The sequence below is a fragment of the Eikenella longinqua genome (genome assembly GCF_001648355.1).
GTDB lineage: Bacteria > Pseudomonadota > Gammaproteobacteria > Burkholderiales > Neisseriaceae > Eikenella > Eikenella longinqua.
In genome coordinates this window covers 168,405-188,031 of the sequence record NZ_LXSL01000032.1, presented here as the reverse complement: position 1 = coordinate 188,031, position 19,627 = coordinate 168,405, and the positions used below count along the sequence as shown (strand labels likewise).

The 19,627-nt window shown below is 56.9% G+C and carries 15 protein-coding genes, 4 tRNA genes and 2 pseudogenes; 7 read left to right on the top strand and 14 right to left on the bottom strand.

Features of this window, described 5'->3' with window-relative positions; genetic code table 11:
- The 7 genes and pseudogenes from A7P95_RS10835 to A7P95_RS11860 all read right to left on the bottom strand — a co-directional run.
- The coding region (locus tag A7P95_RS10835; protein WP_234395924.1) for a GTP-binding protein at positions 1–126 on the bottom strand (126 nt) is incomplete at its 3' end.
- 51 nt (positions 127–177) lie between these two features.
- A tRNA-Thr gene (locus A7P95_RS10830) sits at positions 178–252 on the bottom strand.
- 13 nt (positions 253–265) lie between these two features.
- Positions 266–339 (bottom strand) — tRNA-Gly (locus A7P95_RS10825).
- 22 nt (positions 340–361) lie between these two features.
- A tRNA-Tyr gene (locus tag A7P95_RS10820) sits at positions 362–445 on the bottom strand.
- A gap of 106 nt (positions 446–551) precedes the next feature.
- Positions 552–809 carry a YfhL family 4Fe-4S dicluster ferredoxin gene (locus tag A7P95_RS10815; RefSeq protein ID WP_067595242.1) on the bottom strand — a complete coding sequence of 86 codons (258 nt, stop codon included), beginning with the start codon at positions 807–809 and terminating at the stop codon, positions 552–554.
- A 135-nt stretch (positions 810–944) separates the two neighbouring features.
- Positions 945–1,514, bottom strand: a complete 570-nt coding sequence (gene rsmD, locus A7P95_RS10810) for a 16S rRNA (guanine(966)-N(2))-methyltransferase RsmD (RefSeq protein WP_067595239.1) — start codon at positions 1,512–1,514, stop codon at positions 945–947.
- 19 nt (positions 1,515–1,533) lie between these two features.
- Positions 1,534–1,641, bottom strand: a pseudogene (locus A7P95_RS11860) (IS5/IS1182 family transposase); the annotation flags it as partial.
- A gap of 81 nt (positions 1,642–1,722) precedes the next feature.
- Between A7P95_RS11860 and A7P95_RS10805 the strand changes: the two are divergent.
- Positions 1,723–1,959 carry a GlsB/YeaQ/YmgE family stress response membrane protein gene (locus A7P95_RS10805; protein ID WP_067595236.1) on the top strand — a complete coding sequence of 79 codons (237 nt, stop codon included), beginning with the start codon at positions 1,723–1,725 and terminating at the stop codon, positions 1,957–1,959.
- A gap of 239 nt (positions 1,960–2,198) precedes the next feature.
- On the opposite strand, the gene topA is transcribed toward A7P95_RS10805, so the two are convergent.
- The 3 genes from topA to dprA all read right to left on the bottom strand — a co-directional run bounded on the left by topA (position 2,199) and on the right by dprA (position 6,499).
- The gene (gene topA, locus A7P95_RS10800) at positions 2,199–4,499 is read right to left on the bottom strand and encodes a type I DNA topoisomerase (protein WP_067595233.1); all 2,301 of its coding nucleotides are present in this window, start codon (positions 4,497–4,499) and stop codon (positions 2,199–2,201) included.
- A gap of 204 nt (positions 4,500–4,703) precedes the next feature.
- The gene (locus A7P95_RS10795; protein ID WP_342667773.1) at positions 4,704–5,177 is read right to left on the bottom strand and encodes a DUF494 family protein; all 474 of its coding nucleotides are present in this window, start codon (positions 5,175–5,177) and stop codon (positions 4,704–4,706) included.
- The gene (gene dprA / locus A7P95_RS10790) at positions 5,174–6,499 is read right to left on the bottom strand and encodes a DNA-processing protein DprA (RefSeq protein WP_067595231.1); all 1,326 of its coding nucleotides are present in this window, start codon (positions 6,497–6,499) and stop codon (positions 5,174–5,176) included. The genes A7P95_RS10795 and dprA overlap by 4 nt, the downstream gene beginning before the upstream one ends.
- A 334-nt stretch (positions 6,500–6,833) precedes the next feature.
- On the opposite strand from dprA, the gene A7P95_RS10785 reads away from it, so the two are divergent.
- The 4 genes and pseudogenes from A7P95_RS10785 (at position 6,834) to A7P95_RS10770 (ending at position 11,538) form a co-directional block, all read left to right on the top strand.
- Complete coding sequence (locus A7P95_RS10785) at positions 6,834–7,271, top strand: type II toxin-antitoxin system RatA family toxin (RefSeq protein WP_067595228.1); 438 nt, start codon at positions 6,834–6,836, stop codon at positions 7,269–7,271.
- A complete protein-coding gene (locus A7P95_RS10780) occupies positions 7,264–7,557 on the top strand; it encodes an RnfH family protein (protein ID WP_156503599.1) in 294 nt (97 codons plus the stop codon). Before A7P95_RS10785 ends, A7P95_RS10780 begins: the two co-directional genes overlap by 8 nt.
- A gap of 131 nt (positions 7,558–7,688) precedes the next feature.
- Positions 7,689–9,707: a UvrD-helicase domain-containing protein gene (locus A7P95_RS10775; protein WP_067595225.1), complete on the top strand. Its 2,019-nt coding sequence runs from the start codon at positions 7,689–7,691 to the stop codon at positions 9,705–9,707.
- A 328-nt stretch (positions 9,708–10,035) separates the two neighbouring features.
- A pseudogene (locus A7P95_RS10770) lies at positions 10,036–11,538 on the top strand (DASS family sodium-coupled anion symporter).
- Between the two features lie 598 nt (positions 11,539–12,136).
- On the opposite strand, the gene metE reads toward A7P95_RS10770, so the two are convergent.
- Entirely contained in the window at positions 12,137–14,431 is a 2,295-nt protein-coding gene (metE, locus tag A7P95_RS10765; RefSeq protein WP_067595224.1) for a 5-methyltetrahydropteroyltriglutamate--homocysteine S-methyltransferase, read from the bottom strand.
- A gap of 478 nt (positions 14,432–14,909) precedes the next feature.
- Between metE and A7P95_RS10760 the strand changes: the two genes are divergently transcribed.
- Positions 14,910–14,998, top strand: a tRNA-Ser gene (locus tag A7P95_RS10760).
- Positions 14,999–15,172: 174 nt separating this feature from the next.
- Complete coding sequence (locus A7P95_RS10755; RefSeq protein WP_067595223.1) at positions 15,173–16,384, top strand: tyrosine-type recombinase/integrase; 1,212 nt, start codon at positions 15,173–15,175, stop codon at positions 16,382–16,384.
- A 100-nt stretch (positions 16,385–16,484) separates the two neighbouring features.
- On the opposite strand, the gene A7P95_RS10750 is transcribed toward A7P95_RS10755, so the two are convergent.
- From A7P95_RS10750 to A7P95_RS10745, 3 genes are read right to left on the bottom strand one after another with little or no spacing between them, the layout of a single operon-like run.
- Positions 16,485–18,884, bottom strand: coding sequence for a tape measure protein (locus tag A7P95_RS10750; protein ID WP_245636615.1), 2,400 nt, complete (start codon positions 18,882–18,884; stop codon positions 16,485–16,487).
- Positions 18,868–19,275 carry a hypothetical protein gene (locus tag A7P95_RS11855; protein WP_156503598.1) on the bottom strand — a complete coding sequence of 136 codons (408 nt, stop codon included), beginning with the start codon at positions 19,273–19,275 and terminating at the stop codon, positions 18,868–18,870. The genes A7P95_RS10750 and A7P95_RS11855 overlap by 17 nt, the downstream gene beginning before the upstream one ends.
- On the bottom strand, positions 19,256–19,618 hold the full coding sequence (locus A7P95_RS10745) for a hypothetical protein (protein WP_156503597.1): 363 nt from the start codon (positions 19,616–19,618) through the stop codon (positions 19,256–19,258). Before A7P95_RS10745 ends, A7P95_RS11855 begins: the two co-directional genes overlap by 20 nt.
- Positions 19,619–19,627 lie beyond the last annotated feature (9 nt).

The following is a 19,627-nucleotide window of genomic DNA, read 5'->3' as shown; positions in this document are numbered from 1 at the left end:
TCCGCCAAATTTCTCGGCCAAAATGGTGGTCAGCGCTGCGGTCAGCGTGGTCTTACCATGGTCAACGTGACCAATGGTGCCAACGTTTACGTGCGGCTTGCTACGTTCGAATTTTTCCTTAGCCATGGCAATTTCCTATATAGCTTAAAATTAAGAGTGAAAAGGGATAAAATCAGATGGTGCCCATGGGCAGATTTGAACTGCCGACCTCTCCCTTACCAAGGGAGTGCTCTACCCCTGAGCTACATGGGCCTAAAAAGTTTATTGGAGCGGGTGAAGGGAATCGAACCCTCACCGTAAGCTTGGAAGGCTTCTGCTCTACCATTGAGCTACACCCGCACTTATGCCCCAAACATCAATGTGGTGGTGGGAGAAGGATTCGAACCTTCGAAGCTCTCGCAACAGATTTACAGTCTGCCCCCTTTGACCGCTCGGGAATCCCACCAAAAGAGAACGCGAATATAGCCGCTTTCGCAAATGCTCGTCAAGCAAAATTTTCAGGCCATTTTCTCGATTTCTGGCAACACAATATTTTTACAACAAATTCTGTATTACGCTTTTTTCAGCAAAATGATTTTTTCGTATTTTGCGCGCAACTGTTCTTCGCTTTCCGGGTTTTCCTCGTCAATCAGGATACAATCCACCGGGCACACCTGCTGGCATTGCGGTTCGTCGTAGTGGCCAACACACTGCGTGCACAGGTTTGGATCAATCTCATAGATTTCCTCTCCTTGCGAGATGGCATCATTGGGGCATTCCGGCTCGCACACGTCGCAGTTGATGCATTCGTCAGTAATAAAAAGAGACATTTTTTCCTCTTCAGTGCTTTTCTAATTATCCAAAACCGAAGGCGCGGGATTATAGCACAAGCCGCTTTTCAGGTAGCCTGTTTTCAGTGCGGCAAATAGAAAATTTATCCTTTGAGAACAATTATTAAATGCAACTCACTCCGGCTCGTAGGCCAGCAGGGCATAGCGGCTCAAACCCGATCGGCCTTCCTTCCGCACGGCCAAATACTCCGGCAGTGGAGGAAATTCCCCCGCCTCTATATATACCCGCGCGCCGGCCTGCAAACGCGGCTGCAAACGCGCAAACAGCCGCGCCCATTCCTGCCAGGCAAACGGCGGATCGAGAAACACCACGCTGAACTGCTCCTGCGCCGCAGCCAGATAATCCAACGCACCGCCCGTATGCACGCTCACTTTTTCAGGTAGCCCGAACTCGCGCACCTGCTGTTGCAAACTTGCCGCAGTACGGCGGTTGCGTTCCACCAGCACCACTTTGACCGCATGGCGCGAAGCGGCTTCCAAGCCCAGCGCGCCGCTGCCGGCAAACAGATCGAGCACGGTTTGCCCCGCCAAATCCTGGCCGAGCCAGTTGAACAGGCGTTCGCGCACGCTGTCGGCGGTGGGGCGCAGGCCTTCCGCCGAGGCGAATTTGATTTTGCGCCCGCGGTGTTCGCCGCCGATGATGCGGACTTGGTTGCTGTGTTTGCTGTTATTTGGTGTTTTCATTTTGTTAGTTGCCGCTCTATAGTGAATTAAATTTAAACCAGTACGGCGTTGCCTCGCCTTGCCGTACTACCTGTACTGTCTGCGGCTTCGTCGCCTTGTCCTGATTTAAATTTAATCCACTATATTTTCAGGTAGCCTGTTACTTGAAATGCCCGTGGCGCCCCTAATATGTATGCCACCTATCCACACCACAAGAGGAAAACCCAATATGATCAGCACCATCATTATCGGCTTCATCATCGGCGTGTTGGCCAAATTCCTGTATCCCGGCGCGCAACGGCTGGGCATCATCATGACCACGCTGTTGGGCATCGGCGGCTCGGTGGTGGCCAGCTGGGTCGGGCAGACGATGGGCTGGTATGCCATCGGCCAACCGGCAGGCTGGATTGCTTCCACGCTGGGCGCGATTGCCATTTTGGCGATTTTCGCCGGCCTGCGGAAATAAAGCCGCGTTGCCGCCAACCAAAAGCAGCCTCCACCAATCGGTGGGCAGGCTGCTTTTTATGTGCGCTTGTTTTGCCAGCCTGACGAGGCTACCTGAAAAACGGCCGCGGCTGCCAACTATACGACACCCTTGCCTGAAGTTTTCAGGTAGCCTGATGGTGCGAACTTGGCTATCCGCTCAAAAGGCTACCTGAAAAATGTTTTGCCGTTTTCAGGTAGCCTTTCTGTTTCACCAACGGCTCAGCCCTTCGGTGCGGGCGGTTCAATCTGCTCTTTCCAGCCGCACTCTTTCTGCGGACATACTTTTTCCACGCCCCAGCGTTTGGTGGTTTTGATGGTGAGCACCGGCCAGTGGCATTTCGGGCATTCTTCGGCGATGGGCGGGTTCCAGGTGGCGTAGTCGCAATCGGGGTAGGTGTTGCAGCTGTAAAACAGCTTGCCGTAGCGCGATTTGCGCTCTATCAGATGTCCTTTGCCGCATTTGGGGCAGCCCACGCCGGTGTCTTTCGGCTTTTCCAATGGCTCGATGTGTTTGCACTTGGGATAGTTGGCGCAGCCGATGAATTTGCCGAAACGGCCTTTTTTATACACCAGCTGGCCGCCGCATTTGGGGCATTCGCGCCCTTCCACGACGGTGGGTTCTTCGGCGGCTTTGGCGGCTTCTTCGGCGGTTTCGTTGATATTGCGCGTGTAGTCGCAATCGGGATAGCCGGAGCAGGCGATGAAGCGGCCGCGTTTGCCGAATTTGATTTGCAGCTTGTGTTGGCCGCATTTGGGGCAGGTTTCGTCCAGCTCTTCGGTGGTGATTTTGGCGCGCTCGATGCCGGCTTTTTCCTCAATCTGTTTGTGGAAGCCTTTCCAGAATTTGTCCATCACGGGAATCCACTGCCGTTTGCCGCTGGCAATGTCGTCGAGCTGGTCTTCCAGCTTGGCGGTGAAATCGTAATCCACATATTGGGTGAAGTGTTCGGTGAGGAATTTGTTGACGATTTCGCCGGTGTCGGTGGGCAGGAAGCGGCGCTGGTCCACGGTTACGTATTCTCGGTCTTTCAGCGTTTTGATGATGCTGGCGTAGGTGGAGGGGCGGCCGATGCCGAATTCTTCCAGCGCCTTCACCAGCGTGGCTTCGTTGAAGCGGGGCGGCGGCTGGGTGAAGTGCTGCTCGCCGTAGAGTTTGTCCACCGGCAGGGTTTCGCCGGATTCCAATTCGGGCAGTTTTTTGTTGTCTTCATCCTCGTCGTCTTCGTCGTGCCCTTCCTGATACACGCTCAAGAAGCCGGCAAACACCAGTACTTGGCCGGTGGCGCGGAACACGCCTTCGCCCACGCCGATGTCCACGGTGGTGGCATCGAACTTGGCTTCGGCCATCTGGCAGGCCATGGTGCGCTGCCAAATCATCTGGTAGAGCTTGAATTGGTCGGCGCTCAAAAAGGGCTTCACGCTCTCGGGCGTGCGGTACACCGAGGTGGGGCGGATGGCTTCGTGCGCTTCCTGCGCGTTTTTCGATTTGGTGCGGTACATGCGCGGCGACTTGGGCAGGAAATCGGCGCCGATTTTGTTGTCGATATAGTGGCGGATTTCGGCCAGCGCGTCTTGCGACAGGGTAACGCTGTCGGTACGCATATAGGTGATCAAGCCCACCGAGCCTTGGCCTACGTCCACGCCTTCAAACAGCTGCTGCGCCGTACGCATGGTGCGGTCGGTGGTGAAGCCGAGCTTGCGCACGGCATCTTGTTGCATGGTGGAGGTGGTGTAGGGTGCGGCGGGCTTGCGGGTGGCCTTTTTCTTGGCCACTTCCAGCACCTGCGCCGGCTTGCCCTGCATGGCGGCCAACACTTCCGCCTGCGCGGCTTCGTTGCCTAAGGAGAATTGCTCCAGCTTATTGCCCTGCCAATGCGTGAGCTTGGCGCCGAATTTCTGGCGGCCTTTGTGGCTGTCTAAGTGCACGCTCCAGTATTCCTGCGTTTCAAAGGCGCGGATTTCGTTTTCGCGCTCGCAAATCAGGCGCAGGGCGGGGCTTTGCACGCGGCCGGCGCTCAGGCCGCGGCGGATTTTCTTCCACAGCAGCGGCGAGAGGTTGAAGCCCACCAAATAATCCAGCGCACGCCTGGCCTGCTGCGCGTCCACCAAATCCATGTCCAGCTTGCGCGGTTGCTTCAGCGCTTCCTGCACGCCTTTTTTGGTCACTTCGTGGAACACCACGCGCTGGGTGCGCTCTTCCAGGTTTTTGATGCCGCGTTTGGATTTAAGGATTTCGTAGATATGCCAGGAAATGGCTTCGCCTTCGCGGTCCGGGTCGGTGGCCAGGTAGAGGGTGTCGGCTTCTTTGGCGGCGGCCACGATGGCGTCGATGTGTTTCTTGCTCTTGGCCGGCACTTCGTATTTCATGGCGAAATCGTGCTCGGGATCCACCGCGCCGTTTTTCGGCACCAAATCGCGCACGTGGCCGAAGGAAGCCAACACTTCAAAATCGCTGCCCAAATATTTTTTAATCGATTTAATCTTGTTGGGAGACTCAACAATCAGCAGGTTTTTCGACATTATTTCCTCGCAAAAGACAGTGGTGGCAGCCGGCGGGCGGCCGAATTCCGTTGGCACCGCATCGAGCTTCGCAGCAGCTCACGTTTTCAGGTAGCCTTTATTCATTCACGGCATGCGGCAAACGCGCCGTACTCAATCAAAGGCTACCTGAAAAAGCCTTGAAGTTTTCAGGTAGCCTTATAGATGGTGTCGGCATGGCGTTTCTCAATTCATCACCGCCCGGCCGCGCAGCACGGCATTGGCCAAATCGTCGCCGATGAGCATGGGCAGCTCGGATTTGTCGGCCCACAGCACCAACAGCACCAGCACTTTCACATGCGCCTCGGTGAGCGGCTCTTCCGATTTGGCCGAGAGGTGCATCAGCGCCAGCAGCACAAATTCGCGCTGCTCGGCGGAAAGCGCGCCGTTCTGCATCAAAAAGTGCAGCAAACCCAAAGCCTGCGGCGGCACGGCTTCCAATTCCTCGGGCAGATACACGCGCATGGATTGCTCGTCCGCGCCGTGGTGGCGCACCGTGCGGCTACGCTCTTGCAGCACGTTCATAAATAATAGCGTATCACGAATTTCCTCATCCTGGAAACCCACCTCTTCGAGCAGGCTGCCGAGCACGTCGTTGGCGGGGCAGGCATCGAAATCTTGGAAGTTCTCCAATAAAAAGGCAATTACGTCGATCATCATTTTCTTGTCCTATTCGGGGAAATGCGCTGGTAGCGGCCGCCGGCCAGCGGCGCCACTTCGCCGTGGATTTCCAGCATGGTGAGCTCGGCATACACATCGGCGGCGGGGATGCCCAGGGCTTGCGCCAGGGTGTCGGGGTGGATGGCGTCGTAGCCCATGGCGCGCAGCAGCGGGGGTTCGGCTTGCGGCTCGTTTTCCGGCAGCCCGCTGCGTTCGTTCGGGCTACCTGAAAATTCGTTTTGCCCGTTTGGGCTGGGCGGGAAGCCGCTGCTTTCGCTTTTGCTGAGCGGAAACTCGCGTTGCTCGTTTTTGCTTCTCAAAAACTCACTTCGTTCGTTTTGGCGAAACTCGCTGCGCTCGTTTTTACTTCGTAGAAACTCACTCCGTTCGTTTTCAGGTAGCCTTTGGGCGGCAGGTTTTGCTTTTGACGGCGCGGCTTCTTGCAGCAGCGGGCACTCTTCCAAAATGTCGGCCAGGGTTTCGGTGAGCTTGGCGCCCTGCTTGATGAGCGCGTGGCAGCCTTTGCTGTGCGGGTTGTCGATGGAACCGGGCACGGCGAACACGTCGCGCCCCATCTCCACCGCCAGCCGCGCGGTAATCAGCGAGCCGGATTCCAACGCAGCTTCCACCACCAGCACGGCAGAGGAAAGCGCGGCAATCAGCCGGTTGCGGCGCGGGAAGTTGCCGGCCAGCGGGCGCGTGCCCAAGGGGAATTCCGACAAAATGCAGCCCGCTTCAGCAATGCGGTGCGCCAAGCTTTTGTTGGCCACGGGATACACGCGGTCGATGCCCGTGCCCCACACCGCCACCGTGCCGCCGCTTTTGCGCAGCGCGCCTTCGTGGGCGGCACTGTCGATGCCGGCAGCCATGCCGGATACGGTAACGATGCCGGCCTCGGCCAGCGCTTCGCCAAACTCGCCGGCAATCCGCATGGCCTGCGGGGTGGCGTGGCGGCTGCCCACGATGGCCACCGCCGGCCGGTGCAGCCATTCGGTACTGCCACGCGCAAACAGCACGGGCGGCGGGGTGATGCCTTCGCCCAGCTGCGCGGGAAAATCTTTGTCGCAAGCGAACAATAAACGGCAGTTTTCCTGCTCCGCCCATTCCAGCGCAGCTTCGGCGGCGGCTTCCGCTTCGTGGCGGCGGTTGCGCCAGGCTTCCTGCGCCGGGCGGGTGGGCAGGACGGCGGCCACTTCCTCTTCGGCTGCCCACACGGCGGCGGCCGAGCCGTAGTGGCGGCAGAGTTCGTAAAACGTTTCCGCACCGATGTGCGGCATCAGCGCGAGCCGGAGCCAGGCAGAACGTTCTGCGGTATTTTCCATGGGTGTTTTGCGTGTGTTTGAATGATTTTGGAAAGGGCGGATTGGCGGCTGCCGACGGGTATCAAGCATTTTCCAAGCCAAGAATCGGGAAAGGCGTGCAATAGATTGTGTTGAATGGATAATCTGCCATTTTTGCGTCTGTTTCGCCTGCGGTTCGGCGGAGTGGTTTGGCGAGGCAGTCTGGCGTTTCGCCATTTGGCTGAAGCCGTTCTTCCTTCCCGCAAGGCGGCAAGCCGCAGGCGGCACAAGCAATACGGCAAAGCGGGGCGGCGCTGTAGGAAGGAAGGAAGGCTTTGGCTATAATGCGGCTTTTGCATTGCCAAGGCTGTGTGCTATGTCGCTCAAAACCGTGAAGAAATCCCTGCTGGTGCCGCATTCGGCCGAGCAGATGTTCGAGCTGGTGGACAAGGCGGAGGATTATCCGCAGTTTCTGCCGTGGTACAGCCGCACCGAAATCATCGAGCGCAGCGACAACGAACTGAAAGCGCGGCTGTTTATGGACTACATGGGCGTGCGCCAATCCTTCGCCACGCACAACCGCAATACCCCCGGCCGCGAAATCCGCATGACGCTCTTGGAAGGCCCCTTCAAAAGCCTGAACGGAACTTGGCACTTCCTGCCACTGGGCGACGATGCCTGCAAGGTGGAATTCGGGCTGCATTACGAATTTTCCAGCCGCGTGCTCTCCGCGCTCATCAGCCCCGTGTTCGGCCACATCAGCGGCACGCTGGTGGATGCTTTCGTGAAAGAGGCGGGCCGCCGCTATGCCTGACGATACCCTGCTGAATATCGAAGCGGCCTATGCCGAGCCGGGCAAACAGTGCCTGCTGGCTTTTCAGGTAGCCTTGGGCACCACCGCGCGGCAGGCCGTGCTGCAATCCGCCTTGCCAACCGAATTTCCGCACGTGGATTTTGCCGCCGCGCCCATCGGCATTTTCGGCAAAAAAGTGAAAGACGACACCGAGCTGCGCGAAGGCGACCGCGTGGAAGTGTACCGAGCCCTGCTCATGGACCCGAAAGAAAACCGCCGCCGCAAAGCCGCCGCCAAACAGAAATAAAGAGGCTACCTGAAAACGAACGAAGTGAGTTTCTGCGAAGCTAAAACGAACGAAGTGAGTTCTGCGCAGCTAAAAATCCAACACCCCAGCAAAAAGGCTACCTGAAAATTCAGGCAGCTCCTCTCCCAGCCATGTCCACACCCCAGCTCAACCCCCAACAGCTCGAAGCCGTGCACTACCTCGGCGGCCCCCTCTTCGTGCTCGCCGGCGCCGGCAGCGGCAAAACCCGCGTCATCACCGAAAAAATCGCCCACCTCATCCGCGAAGTGGGCTATGCCCCGCACAACATCGCCGCCATCACCTTCACCAACAAAGCCGCCGCCGAAATGCAAGAGCGCATCGCCGGCCTGCTCGGCAGCCGCCAAAGCCGCGGCCTCACCGTGTGCACCTTCCACTCCCTCGGCATGCGCATCCTGCGCAGCGAAGCCACCCGCATCGGCTACAAAAAAAACTTCTCCGTGTTCGACGCCTCCGACAGTGGCAAAATCCTCGCCGAACTGCTCGGCAGCAGCGGCCGCGACGCCCTCTTCCGCGCCCAGCACAAAATCTCCCTGTGGAAAAACGACCTCCTCTCCCCCGAGCAAGCTTTTCAGGTAGCCTCAAACGAATGGGAACGCCAAACCGCCCAGCTCTACGCCGGCTACCAAGACACCCTCCAAAGCTACCAAGCCGTCGATTTCGACGACCTCATCCTCCTCCCCGCCCGCCTGCTGCAAAACGAAGCCGACCTGCGCCACCAATGGCAAATCCGCCTGCTACACCTTTTAGTGGACGAATGCCAAGACACCAACACCTGCCAATACACCCTCATGAAGCTGCTCACCGGCGCCGAAGGCCGCTTCACCGCCGTGGGCGACGACGACCAAAGCATCTACGCCTGGCGCGGCGCCAACATGGAAAACCTCCGCCTGCTCCAGCAAGACTACCCCCAGCTCAAAATCATCAAGCTCGAGCAAAACTACCGCTCCAGCGCCCGCATCCTGCGCGTGGCCAACCAAGTCATCGCCAATAATCCCAAGCTCTTCGCCAAAACCCTGTGGAGCCAATACGGCGAAGGCGAGCCCGTTCGCGTAGTGGCCTGCCAAAACGAGCAGCACGAAGCCGAATTTGTGGCCGGCAGCATCATCCGCAAACGCAACCAAAGCGGCGGCAGCCTCAACTACGCCGACTTCGCCATCCTCTACCGCAGCAACCACCAGGCCCGCGTATTCGAAGAAGCCCTGCGCAGCGCCCACATCCCCTACCGCCTCTCCGGCGGCCAAAGCTTCTTCGAAAAAGCCGAAATCAAAGACATCCTCGCCTACCTGCGCCTCCTGGCCAACCCCGACGACGATCCCGCCTTCCTGCGCGCCGCCACCACCCCCAAACGCGGCATCGGCGACACCACCCTCAGCAGCCTCAACCAATACGCCCAAGCCGCCTCATGCAGCCTCTACGCTGCCGCCTGCACCGCCCAAGCCCTGGCCCAGCTGCCTGCCGCCGGCCGCGAACACCTGCGCCAGTTCACCGCCCTCATGCAAGACTACCAAGCCCGCGCCCCGCACGAAGCCGCCGGCGAGCTCGTCCAATCCCTGCTCGCCGACATCGGCTACGAAGCCTACCTGCTCAACCGCGAAGAAGGCCGCAGCGGCGAAATCAAATGGCGCAACGTGCAAGACCTTTGCGCCTGGCTCGCCAAAAAAGGCGAACAAGACGGCAAAAACCTCATCGAGCTCTCCCAAACCATCGCCCTCATCACCCTGCTCGAAGGCCGCAACGACGAAGACACCGACGCCGTGAAAATGTCCACCCTGCACGCCTCCAAAGGCCTCGAATACCCCCATGTCTTCCTCGCCGGCTGCGAAGAAGGCCTCTTCCCCCACGCCGACAGCGTGGAAGAAGGCAACCTCGACGAAGAACGCCGCCTCATGTATGTGGGCATCACCCGCGCCCAATACAGCCTCACCCTCACCCACTGCATCAAACGCAAACGCCAAGGCGGCTGGCAATTCCCAGAGCCCAGCCGCTTCATCGGCGAAATGCCCCCGGCCGACCTCAAAATCCTCGGGCGCAAAGGCGGCGAGCCCATCGTGAGCCACGAAGAAGGCAAAGCCAACCTGCGCAGCATGCTCGACATGCTCAACGCCAAAATCGGGCAGGACAAAAGCTGAAAGGCTACCTGAAAAATCAGCCAGCGAATGAACGCAAGCATTGCCTAAGCCTGAACCAACCCTCTCCTTAACCCTCTCCCACGGGAGAGGGAATGGATTTTCAGGTAGCCCTCCCCCATCATTCACCAGTAAACAAGCATCCTTATTCCGCCCGTTTTTCCCCATTCCTCCCCGCCCGCCTTATCATTCAACTTCAACAACCATTTATTTCCACTTAAATTTTTCCCAAGGTAAAATCCGTATCCTTGCGTAAAAAACTGCTAGAATGCGCAAGCAACATCAGTTGTTATGCCATGCTTTCATTAACCTAGAATTGAAGGAGTAGCAAATGGAAAACAAACTCGGCTTCAAACCAATACCAATGGCGGTGGCCGTGGCGCTTACGCTGTTGATTTGATTTGTCATTCCCGTGCCGCAGGGCGTTACCCCCAACGCTTGGCACCTGCTGGCGCTGTTTGTGGGCGTGATTGCCGCCATCATCGGCAAAGCCATGCCCATCGGCGCGCTGTCCATCATCGCCATCATGCTGGTGGCCATCACCAAAGTTACCGTGCCCGAGCTTGATCCCGAAGGCAACCCGGTGAAAAACCCGGCCACCGTGGCCATTAAAGACGCCTTGAGCTCGTTCGGCGACCCGCTGATTTGGCTCATCGGCATCGCCATTATGATTTCGCGCGGCATCCTGAAAACCGGGCTGGGCGCACGCATCGGCTACTACTTCATCTCCGTGTTCGGCAAGAAAACGCTGGGCATCGGCTACAGCCTGGCTATTTCCGAGCTGATTCTGGCGCCGGTTACGCCCAGCAACACCGCTCGCGGCGGCGGCATCATCCACCCGATTATGAAATCCATTGCCGCCAGCTTCGATTCCGATCCGGAAAAAGGCACGCAAAACCGCATCGGCAAATACCTGGCACTGGTGAACTACCACAGCAACCCCATCACTTCCGCCATGTTCATCACCGCCACCGCACCCAACCCGCTGGTGGTGGACCTGATTGCCAAAGCCACCAATTCCGACATCCATCTGAGCTGGGGCACTTGGGCGATTGCCATGCTCGTGCCCGGCTTGGTGGCCATGTTCCTGATGCCGCTGGTGCTGTATTTCTTCTTCCCGCCCGAAATCAAGGAAACCCCGAACGCCTCCCAGTTTGCCAAAGACAAACTGCAAGAGCTGGGCCCGATGAACCGCGGCGAAAAAATCATGCTCGCCATTTTTGCCGTGCTGCTGCTGTTGTGGGCAGGCATTCCGGCCATGATTTTCGGCAAAGCCTATGCCGTGAACGCCACCACCACCGCCTTCCTCGGCCTCTCCCTGCTGCTGCTCACCGGCGTGCTCACCTGGCAAGACATCCTGACTGAAAAAGGCGCGTGGGACACCGTTACCTGGTTCTCCGCCCTGGTGATGATGGCCACCTTCCTCAACAAGCTCGGCCTGATCGCCTGGCTCTCCAAAATGCTCGAAACCGGCATCGGCGGCATGGGCATGGGCTGGGTGGGGGCCGTTACCCTGCTGCTCTTGGCCTACATGTATGCGCACTACATCTTCGCCAGCACCACCGCGCACATCACCGCCATGCTTGCCGCCTTCTACGCCGCCGGCCTGGCCTTGGGCGCACCGCCCATGCTGTACGCCCTGCTGCTGGCCTGCTCTTCCAGCATCATGATGACCCTCACCCACTACGCCACCGGCACTTCGCCCGTGATCTTCGGCTCCGGCTACACCACCCTGGGCGAATGGTGGAAAGCCGGCTTCATCATGAGCGTGGTGAACCTCGCCGTATTTGTGGTAATCGGCGGCATCTGGTTGAAAGTATTGAACTACTGGTAAACCCCAGGCTGAAAGCCATTGTTGTTTAGGCAGATAAAAGGCTACCTGAAAACGCAACGCAGTGAAGTTTCTGCGAAGTTAAAAATCTTTCAGGTAGCCTTTCTGTATTCCGTATCCGGCTTTGCGGCACAGCATCCGTCACCAAACACAGCTTCGGCCTACCCCCTCCCGCAGGGGAAAAATATAGTGGATTAACAAAAATCGGGACAAGGCGGCGAGCCAATGCCGTACCGGTTTTTGTTCATCCACTCTGCGTTTCAGGTAGCCCGAAACCTTGGCACCCTGCTTCATTTCGTAGCGGCGGGTTTCCTCTCCGCCGTTTGCTTGGCTTGATGAACAGATAGCGTTGTTTGCGACACACAATGTTGCCCAAGCTTGAAGGCGCAACCAAGGCTACCTGAAAACCGATTAGCCCCACCCATTTGCATCAACACATCACTTTTCAGGTAGCCTCATCCTCCTACATCCATACTGTTTGCACACGCCGCCAAAGCAAAAAAGGCTACCTGAAAACGAGCTTCGCAAGTTTCTGCGCAGCTAAAAATATTTCAGGTAGCCTTTTCTTTGCGGCCGGGTTACAGCCAAACTGCCCTATCGCTTAGCGGGCCACATTCTTGGCTGCCAGCTCGGCGCGCAGTTTCTTGGTTACTGCCATCATCACTTCGAGCTGTTCCAGCGTTTCTTTCCAGCCGCGTGTTTTCAGGCCGCAGTCGGGGTTCACCCACAGGCGTTCCACCGGCACCACTTCCATCGCTTTGCGCAGCAGGCGTTCCACTTCGGCTTCGGTGGGCACGCGCGGGCTGTGGATGTCGTACACGCCCGGGCCGATGTCGTTCGGGTATTTGAAATCGCCAAACGCGGTCAGCAATTCCATGTCGGAACGCGAAGTTTCGATGGTGATCACGTCGGCATCCATGCTGGCGATGGCGGGCAGGATGTCGTTGAACTCGGAGTAGCACATATGGGTGTGGATTTGGGTGCTGTCGGCCGCGCCGGTGCTGGCAAGGCGGAAGGCTTCGCAGGCCCAGGCCAGGTATTCGTCCCATTGCGCGCGTTTCAGCGGCATGGCTTCGCGGATGGCGGGTTCGTCGATCTGAATCACTTTAATGCCGGCTTTTTCCAAATCCAGCACTTCATCATTCAGCGCCAGCGCAATCTGCTTGGCCACCACGCTCAGCGGCACATCGTCGCGCACAAACGACCATTTGAACATGGTTACCGGGCCGGTGAGCATGCCTTTCATCGGGCGCTTGGTGAGGCTTTGCGCGTAGGTGGACCAATACACGGTCATCGGGTTGGGACGGGACACGTCGCCGAAAATAATCGGCGGTTTCACGCAGCGGCTGCCGTAGCTCTGCACCCAGCCGAACTGGCTGAAGCAGTAGCCGGCGAGCTGCTCGCCGAAGTATTCCACCATGTCGTTGCGCTCGGCTTCGCCGTGCACAGGCACATCCAGCTCCAGTTTCTCTTGGATTTCCACGCAGTAGGCGATTTCTTTCTTCATCGCGGCATCGTAATCGGCAGCGGAGAGCTCACCTTTTTTAAACGCGGCGCGCGCCTGGCGGATTTCGGTGGTTTGCGGGAAAGAGCCGATGGTGGTGGCAGGCAGCACGGGCAGCTTCATCCATTCCTGCTGCGCCTTGATGCGCACGGCAAACGGCGATTTGCGCTGGTCGGCGCCTTTGGGCAGCTCGGCCACGCGCTTCTGCACGGCGGCATTGTGGATTTTCTTGTTGGTGGCGCGGTCGGCGGCAGCGGCATCAGATTCGGCCAAGGCTGCCTGCACGGCGGCTTTGCCGTGTTCCAGTGCCTGTTTCACCACGCCCAGTTCCACCAGTTTCTGCGCGGCAAAAGCCATCCACGATTTGATTTCGGCATCCAGCTTTTCTTCCACGGCCAAATCCTGCGGGCTGTGCAAGAGCGAGCAGCTCGGGGCAATCCACAAATTGTTGCCAAACTTGGCTTTCACCGGCTCGAGCGTGTCGATGACCTTGCTCAGGTTGGCGCGCCACACGTTGCGGCCGTCAATCAGGCCCACAGACAGCACGCGGTTGTCCGGCCAGCCTTCGGCAAACACGGCCAGCTGCTCGGGCGCACGCACGCAGTCGATGTGCACGCCGTGCACGGGCAGGGATTTGAGCAGGTTCAGATGCTCGGCCACAGAAGCGAAATACGTGCCGATCACAATGCGCACGCCGGTGTTGGCCAACTCTTTATACACGGGCTCAAACGCGCCCAGCCAGTGCTGGTCGGCTTCGGCGGCCAAGATCGGCTCGTCGATCTGAATCCAATCCACGCCTTCGGCGGCCAGCTCGCGCAACAGCTGCGCATAGGCGGGCAGCAGCTTGGGCAGCAGCAGGTCTTTGATGCGGCAGGAAATGCCTTCTTTTTTCTTGCCCAGCCAAGCCAAGGTAACCGGGCCCACCAGCGTGGGCTTGATGTCGTAGCCCTGCGCTTTGGCTTCTTTGATTTGCGCAATCAGGTTTTTGGCGTTTACCTTAAATTCGGTGTCGGCCGACCATTCGGGCACGATGAAGTGGTAGTTGGTGTCGAACCACTTGGTCATTTCCATGGCAAACTGGGTGGCATTGCCGCGCGCCAGTTGGAAATATTCGGGCAGGGTCAGATTGGCCGCGTCGAAACCGAAGCGCGTGGGGATGCCGCCCAAGGTACAGAGCAAATCCAGCACGTGGTCGTAGAAAGAAAAATCGCCCACCGGTAGCAAATCAGCGCCGGCGGCTTTCTGCGCGGCCCAGTTGGCACGGCGGATGTCGGCGGCCACTTGTTGCAGCTCGGCCTCGGATTTCGCGCCTTTCCAAAAGGCTTCAACGGCAAATTTCAGCTCGCGCTTGGCGCCGATGCGCGGGTAGCCGGAAAGATGTACAGTGTTCATCACAACTCCTTCTAATGGTTTGCAAAACGGAAAATATTTAGGAAACGAGTAAAATTTCTCAGGGGGCGAGTTTGCGGCAGGGCGCGGCAAGATGCAAGCGATAAATTTGCCGAACTGCATGAATAAATTTCATGCAGACTGTGTTTTCAGCCGCTTGGCCACTGTGGGAAATTTTAAAATATTCGTTATGTATCAAACTACTAAATCACACAAAACCGTTTTTTGCTTGACACCAACCGTGGCCGCTCAATCGGTTTTATAAATATTTTTTTAATAGATAGAAGAAAAAAATCTAAGGCGGCGGGACGGCGGATTGATTTTTCAGGTAGCCTCTTCACTTGTTTGAGGCTACCTGAAAAAATACGGCGAGCCCGTTTGCCCGCCCCACGCGAGGAAAACGCTGCAACAGCCCGCCCGCGCCGGCAAAATAATGCTGGCAAAAACGGCGGAAATCCGGTATAGTTCGCGCTCTTGAACCGGAAGCGTGGCAGAGCGGTTTAATGCAGCGGTCTTGAAAACCGTCGTGGGTTAGGCCCACCGTGAGTTCGAATCTCACCGCTTCCGCCACCACATATTTGCAACGTTTTCTAAAACGTTTCAGAAAAAGCAAAACGGCATAGCTAATCAGTTAGTTATGCCGTTTTCTTCGTCTTAATAGTTTAAAACGCATTTCAATTTTTTAAAACGTGTTTCGTTTTTTTGTGGTATTTTATTTGGTACATCCTATCCCGTACCATAATCATGCCCAAAATCGTCCGCCCCCTCTCCGTCAGCCAAGTAAAAAATGCAAAGCCGAAAGACAAGCTATACAAGCTATCAGACGGCGGCGGCCTTGCCTTATGGGTATTGCCCAGCGGCGGGAAGTCGTGGCGGCTGGCATACGCTAGGCCGGAGGATAAAAAGCAAGACACCATGACACTTGGACTATATCCCGATTTCAGCCTTGCCGATGCCCGCGATTGGCGAGACCAAATCAAAGCCAAGCTGGCGCGTGGTATCAATCCCAAAGCAGAGCAGCCTGTAGAGCTGGATACTGCATACCAGTTCCAGCACCGCCTATATGATTGGCATCATAGATGGGCAATAGAGGGCGGGAAAGACGGCAGCGGCAAAAATCCAAAATATGCCGCCCAAGTGATGGCCGCGTTAGAAGCCAACATCCTGCCGCATTTCATCGACCGTGACGTGCGCACCATTACCACCGCCGAAGTTGTGGCCGTCTTGCGGCAGATGGAGGATAAAGGCGTCCTCGAATACCTGCGCCGCACCAAAAGCAGCCTAGGCTTGTTTTTTGATTACCTCGTAGCAGATGGCACTATCCCCATCAATCCGACAAAAGTTATTGGCAGGCAGGTATTCAAACGTGCACAAGAGCGCCACTTCGCCGCACTACCATATACCGACCTGCCTTTACTGATTGAGCGGCTGGAAACATCGCCGGAGATAGGGTTGCGTGCCAAGCTGCTCATTTACTGGCAACTGCTCAGCATGACCCGTCCCAGCGAAGCTGCCGGAACAGCGATTGCCGAAATCGATTTAGACCGTGGGCTGTGGGAAATCCCTTTGCAACGCATGAAAACCAGGGCGCATATCGTGCCGCTGAGCAGCGCCCTACTCCGGATCTACCACGAAGCCCGGCCATTGAGTGTAAACGGTGTCTATTTGTTTGAGGGAAGAGGCTACCTGAAACCTATCGGCGTGGATACAGCCCGCATCAAACTGCACGCCGCGAACATCAACAGCAGCGGCCACGGGCTGCGTAGCCTTGCCCGCACCTACCTGCGCGAAGTCCATCACATCCCGCATGATGTGGGTGAGATGCTGCTATCGCATACCATCGGCGACCGCACCAACCGCGCCTACAACCGCGCCGAGCTGCTAGAGGAGCGGCGGCACTACCTTGAACTATGGGGGCAGGATGTTATGGCTTTGCGCGATAAATTCAGCCAGTAGCGCGGCGCAAACCAAATAGCCGAGACTGTTTAGAGTATATCAAGCAGGCATAAAAAATAGCCCGAACCAGTAAGGATTACTTACCAGTTCGGGCTATTCTTTATTGCCGGTTTGACAGCATGCCGCCGGGACGGCTTTCTCTTGCCAGCACTTCGATGATCTTGCCATCAAGCATCCTGGCAATTCGTCGGCCTTGCTCACTATCGGCCTTACTGTCCGATTCAGCATTACCGGTTTGGCTGATACTTACCGAAATATTGACGTTATTCTGCACTCCGCTGCCGCCTTGCGCGGCTACGCCAAGCTTACCGTTCGGCGCACGGGTAAGCGGCATAATAGCCTCCGGCCCCGCCTCACCCATCACGCCAAAGCCGCCACCGTGGGCGAACATCGTCGGGCGGCTGACAACTTGGTTTGTGAACACCCCGCCACTGGCGAAGAATTGCAGACCATTATTAAATGCACCGCCGTCAGCAAACGCTCCACCACCTCCGGCAAAGCTGCTTACCAGCCGCATCGTCGCCATGCGAATGAAGATTTTCGACAAATCCTGCAAAATAGATACTGTCATATCCCGGAAGTTCGCCTTGCCGGTTGCCACAAAATCCCCCAGCGTGTTGCCAAGCGTGTCAAAGGTATTACCAACCATATCAGCCATCTGCTCGCGCAGCGTGCCCATTGATTTAGCATACTTGTTGACCCCGTCTCTGATGCCGCCCAGCCAGTCTTCGCCGCGTTCCTCTTTGATTCGTTGGATGGCATCGTACTGGGCAAGGATGGCATCGCGCTCCTCGTTCATCTTGGCAACGTATTCCGGCGACATGCCGGCTGTTTGCTGCCGCACCTTCAAATCAAGCTCACGGGCATAGCGCAGGCGCTCGGTTTCCGCTTGCGATTTACCAAGCAGCCCGACTTCAAACTCCATATCCTCCAGATGGCGCTTGCCGTCCAACTGGAAAGCCTGTACCGCATTCAGCTGTTCCTGGGCGTGGATTTGCTCATACACATTGCGGATAGCCTTGCGCTGGTCTTCGCTGAACTTGCTGTACCGACCGCCAACCTTGTTCAATTCAGCGTCGAACTCCCGCAGCGTGGTGAACTGGTTTTTAAAGCCGTAGTTTTCCATATCGGTAAACTCGGCTTTAATGGCGTTCAGCTTTTCCCGCGTAGTGGAAAGCTCTTTATTGAACTGCTCTTGCAGTTTTTCAGCATCAGATTTCCCTCCGCCGCGACGCTTACTTCCACCGCCGCCTGACGGCCGTGCAGTACGCTTTCCTCCTCCGCCAAACTGTCCGCCAGCCGCTTTATTTGCTGCTGAGCGAGCCCTCGCCCCGCGAAAATAGTTTTGTAGACCGCCTTGTGCCTGAGATTCCACCCTCGATCCGTAGATAGCAGACCAGCCTGGATTATTCGATGGGCGCTCACCAAAAGCATAAGGGGCATTGATACCGCTGCCCCAATTCACCTTCCCAACCGTGCCGATATTCACGCCTGGAACATTATTAGCCAAAGCGATCACGCTGTTGATGCCGTCAATCGCACCGTTTACCAGTTTGCTGATCCATTCCAATGCCGACTTGGCCGCCCATGCCGCCCCGTCTTTGATGGCCTGCCACAAATCGCCGAACGCATTGACCATGTATTCAACTGCCGACACAATCAATGCCGCCATCGCATCAAATACTTTGCCGACACCTTCAAGAAATCCCCAAAAACCATCTCCTACTTCGTCAAAGAAACCACCGAAAATCCCCGTGGATTGTGCAGCATTATCTTCTGCCGAAGAAGTCATATCGATATAGACTGCCTCTACCAGATCAGCCAATCCCTGGTAGCCGGTCTTAATCAGATCGAACACATCCCCGCCGATAATCCCCAGCGCATCCATCGCATTACTCAGTTCGCCGGTGGCGGCCAACACGGCCACAAGCCCCGCTGCCACCGCCACAAACGGATTCGCCAGCATAATTGCCGCCATCCGGCCGAATGCCAAGCCGACGTTGTAGGCGGTAATCTGGACAGCTGATAGCATTTGAAGCAGGTAAGCGAAGCCGATCACGCCGATAATTTGCGCAAACGTTTGCAGGTTGTCGGCAATGAATTTAATCCCCTGAGCAAATACCGACATTACCCCCGTACCGTTGAGCATCTCATCAACCAGCGCGGCAAAATTATTTTTCAGCACTGTCAATGAGCCGCCCAGCGTAACCTGCATATTTCCGGCTTGTTCTGCCAGTTTCCCGCCTGCCGCCGTTACCGCTTCCACGATCACATCAGAAGTCAGCTTGCCGTCAGCAGCCATTGCGCGGATTTCCGCCCGCGTTTTACCCAGATGCTCGGCCAGCGTATCCAGCAGGATAGGCGCAGCCTCAGAGATTGAGCGGAACTCATCGCCCTGTAAGCGCCCGGAACCCAAAGCCTGCGACAGTTGGAACAATGCCGCCGCCTGCTCCTGCGCCCCAACGCCGCCGACACGCATCGCATTATTCGTGGCTTCCACAAACTGCAACACCTGTTTCTGCGAATAAACCAATAGTGCCCGGACCGGTAGCACCATATAGTGAGAACTCGTAGCGGTAGGTTTTCTCCGTCACTATATCTCCGCCAGATTCACGGAACGGGCGGCGGCTACGACCCGAATCACGCATAAAGTTGGCAATTCCCCGGGCACGGAGCGAATCTAAAGTTATGTTTAAACTGCGATCGCCCAACCCGATTTCGCGGCCATCGGCAGCCACCACCGTTAAATCCCCGCCGGGGCGGCGCAACACCTGCCGCTGCCGAAACGTCACGCTGCCGATCAGTTTCGGGCAGTACAGGTGCTTACTGAGCACATTCAAGCCTTCGGCGTTGTACACCGCCAATCCGTAATCATCCATTGTAATACCCATATAAAAACTGTCTGCCGGCGAAAGCCCCGCCGTAATGCGGGACGCTGCTCCATAACCCACTGGCTGCTTGGTAGCTGACTACCCAACACAAGGACGCGCCGTCAAAGTACACCTCCACCGAATGCTCCACATCCGCCGAAACGGTGAACGCGTGAAACACCGGCATAATGAAGATGCCTTTGAACTTTTCGCGCAGCGGGAACAGGATGTCCAAGTCAATACGCCCGGTTGTGGTATTCCCCAGAATAATGACCCCTTCGACCACTAACGCCGAATCCAAATTGGTATCCAGCACATTGCCGTTGTTGTCATACATCTGGATGCCGTATTCATCGGCCATCATGTTCTCCTA